This is a genomic window from Methylobacterium sp. R2-1, from assembly GCF_014191355.1.
Taxonomy (GTDB): Bacteria; Pseudomonadota; Alphaproteobacteria; order Rhizobiales; family Beijerinckiaceae; genus Methylobacterium.
Genome location: NZ_JACHWM010000037.1, coordinates 2501 through 5978 on the forward strand (window position 1 = coordinate 2501; position 3478 = coordinate 5978).

Sequence of the window (3478 nt, forward strand, 5' to 3'; positions counted from 1 at the left end):
CTGGTTCGGACCTCCAGTGGGTGTTACCCCACCTTCATCCTGCACATGGCTAGATCACTCGGTTTCGGGTCTAAAGCCACGAACTGAACGCCCTGTTCAGACTCGCTTTCGCTGCGCCTCCACCTACCGGCTTAAGCTTGCTCGTAACTTTAAGTCGCTGACCCATTATACAAAAGGTACGCAGTCACCCAGGACGAACCTTGAGCTCCTACTGTTTGTAAGCATCCGGTTTCAGGTGCTATTTCACTCCCCTCGTCGGGGTGCTTTTCACCTTTCCCTCACGGTACTGGTTCACTATCGGTCGCTGAGGAGTACTTAGGCTTGGAGGGTGGTCCCCCCATGTTCAGACAGGATTTCACGTGTCCCGCCCTACTCGAGTCTTGTGTATCGACCGTCCCGTACGGGGCTGTCACCCATCCTGCCGGCCTTTCCAGACCGTTCCGGTAATCTCAACACAAGCACTGGCCTGATCCGCGTTCGCTCGCCACTACTAACGGAGTCTCGTTGATGTCCTTTCCTCCGGGTACTGAGATGTTTCAGTTCCCCGGGTTCGCTTCATACCCCTATGTATTCAGGGCATGATACCTTCATATGATCAATCGTAGTGAAGGACCAGACTGACATCGCTGCCGGCCTGAGCCCACAATACGAAAGATCGAAGGTGGGTTTCCCCATTCGGAAATCCCTGGATCAAAGCTCGTTCGCAGCTCCCCAAGGCTTATCGCAGCGTACCACGTCCTTCATCGCCTCTCAGCGCCAAGGCATCCACCGAATGCTCTTAAGGCACTTGATCGCTCTCATGATCGATGTCCGGTTCTGACCGGCAGCCGCTGTAAAGCGGATGCAGGGCAGACCAGCCACGGTCACGATAAAGACCAGTGATGCGAGGCTCCTCTCGGAACCCGCATCACATGCTTGCCGAACATAACCTTCAACGGGCACCCTGCTTTCGCAGGACCCGCGGTCACATTCCCTCTTCACAGTTGTTCAATATCGATGCCAAGCCAGGCGCAGGGCGCTCAGGCCGGCAAACTCTTGCCTTCTCTCCGGATGCTTTGCGTCAGTCCACGCTCGCGGCGCGCCTCACGGCGCGTCCTGCGGAAGAATGGTGGAGACGGACGGGATCGAACCGACGACCTGATGCTTGCAAAGCAACTGCTCTCCCAGCTGAGCTACGTCCCCCTGATCATGGTGGGCCTGGGACGACTCGAACGTCCGACCTCACCCTTATCAGGGGTGCGCTCTAACCACCTGAGCTACAGGCCCCGAGCCGGTCACCTGAGCGACAGCCGTTGCCTACGCAACAGCGCCTTCAGCGATCCCGCTATCCGGATGAGAAAGAGAAACGAGGACGGCCTATCCAGGTCCCGCCAATGAGACCCTGACTGGGTCTCTAGATATCCAATGACGCGGCGAGAGGAGCGGATCGTCAGCCTTGCAGCTGCCAATCATCCTAAAGCGGCATCCTTAGAAAGGAGGTGATCCAGCCGCAGGTTCCCCTACGGCTACCTTGTTACGACTTCACCCCAGTCGCTGACCCTACCGTGGTCGCCTGCCTCCTTGCGGTTGGCGCAGCGCCGTCGGGTAAGACCAACTCCCATGGTGTGACGGGCGGTGTGTACAAGGCCCGGGAACGTATTCACCGTGGCGTGCTGATCCACGATTACTAGCGATTCCGCCTTCATGCACCCGAGTTGCAGAGTGCAATCCGAACTGAGACGGCTTTTGGGGATTTGCTCCACCTCGCGGCTTCGCGTCCCACTGTCACCGCCATTGTAGCACGTGTGTAGCCCATCCCGTAAGGGCCATGAGGACTTGACGTCATCCACACCTTCCTCGCGGCTTATCACCGGCAGTCTCCCTAGAGTGCCCAACTGAATGATGGCAACTAAGGACGTGGGTTGCGCTCGTTGCGGGACTTAACCCAACATCTCACGACACGAGCTGACGACAGCCATGCAGCACCTGTGTGCACGCCTCCGAAGAGGATCCCCGATCTCTCGAGGTAACATGCCATGTCAAGGGATGGTAAGGTTCTGCGCGTTGCTTCGAATTAAACCACATGCTCCACCGCTTGTGCGGGCCCCCGTCAATTCCTTTGAGTTTTAATCTTGCGACCGTACTCCCCAGGCGGAATGCTTAATGCGTTAGCGGCGCCACTGATCTGCAAGCAGACCAACGGCTGGCATTCATCGTTTACGGCGTGGACTACCAGGGTATCTAATCCTGTTTGCTCCCCACGCTTTCGCGCCTCAGCGTCAGAACCGGACCAGACAGCCGCCTTCGCCACTGGTGTTCTTGCGAATATCTACGAATTTCACCTCTACACTCGCAGTTCCGCTGTCCTCTTCCGGTCTCAAGCCAACCAGTATCGAAGGCAATTCTGTGGTTGAGCCACAGGCTTTCACCCCCGACTTAATCGGCCGCCTACGCGCCCTTTACGCCCAGTGATTCCGAGCAACGCTAGCCCCCTTCGTATTACCGCGGCTGCTGGCACGAAGTTAGCCGGGGCTTATTCTTCCGGTACCGTCATTATCGTCCCGGACAAAAGAGCTTTACAACCCTAAGGCCTTCATCACTCACGCGGCATGGCTGGATCAGGCTTGCGCCCATTGTCCAATATTCCCCACTGCTGCCTCCCGTAGGAGTCTGGGCCGTGTCTCAGTCCCAGTGTGGCTGATCATCCTCTCAGACCAGCTACTGATCGTCGCCTTGGTAGGCCGTTACCCCACCAACAAGCTAATCAGACGCGGGCCGATCCTTCGGCGGTAAACCTTTCCCCAAAAGGGCGTATCCGGTATTAGCTCAAGTTTCCCTGAGTTATTCCGAACCGAAGGGCACGTTCCCACGTGTTACTCACCCGTCTGCCGCTGACACCCGAAGGTGCCCGCTCGACTTGCATGTGTTAAGCCTGCCGCCAGCGTTCGCTCTGAGCCAGGATCAAACTCTCAAGTTGAAGAGTTGATCTCAGCTGATCACAACATAAACGGAGTGCTCACATCCGTATCATCCACGTTTCCATGAATGACCGGTGAGCTTTCCGAAACGAAGGTCAGCTTCATCTCTCACGGTCCGGCTCACGCCGAACCCGCAAGGACATGAACAAGCCGCCCACGTTTCTCTTTCTCTCAGATTCACTTGTCAAAGAGCAGCGAGCCGAACCCGAAGGCCAAGCCCTTCACCAAAGACGCGCCGAAAGCCCGGTTGCCCGGCCGATCCAGCCCACCCTCAGCGATGAAGTCCGCGGCACGGGAACGAAGCCCGCCGCCAGCGGTCCGCGGCGTCTAGAGCCGGCGAACCGTCCTGTCAACCGCCCCGAAAGAAGCGCCGCAGCGCCGGAGACGACCGACACTCCGGAACAAGAAGGACAGCGATCGCCCGATCCAGTCGCCCGGATCAGCTCCGCTCCACCCACAAGCCCGAAGACCCCCGAGAACCCCGCTCCACCCACTGGTGAGCCGCGGCGCCCCGTCGGTGA

General features: G+C 58.1%; 2 tRNA genes and 2 rRNA genes (1 of these 4 only partly in view). All 4 read right to left on the reverse strand.

What is annotated here, in order from left to right:
• Positions 1-793: ribosomal RNA gene (locus FHU13_RS27125) — 23S ribosomal RNA — on the reverse strand; it reaches 2026 nt to the left of the window's first position.
• A 313-nt stretch (positions 794-1106) separates the two neighbouring features.
• A tRNA-Ala gene (locus tag FHU13_RS27130) sits at positions 1107-1182 on the reverse strand.
• A gap of 7 nt (positions 1183-1189) precedes the next feature.
• Positions 1190-1266, reverse strand: a tRNA-Ile gene (locus FHU13_RS27135).
• Positions 1267-1471: 205 nt separating this feature from the next.
• Positions 1472-2956, reverse strand: a 16S ribosomal RNA gene (locus FHU13_RS27140).
• Together the 16S and 23S rRNA genes with 2 tRNA genes alongside form the textbook arrangement of a ribosomal RNA operon.
• Positions 2957-3478 lie beyond the last annotated feature (522 nt).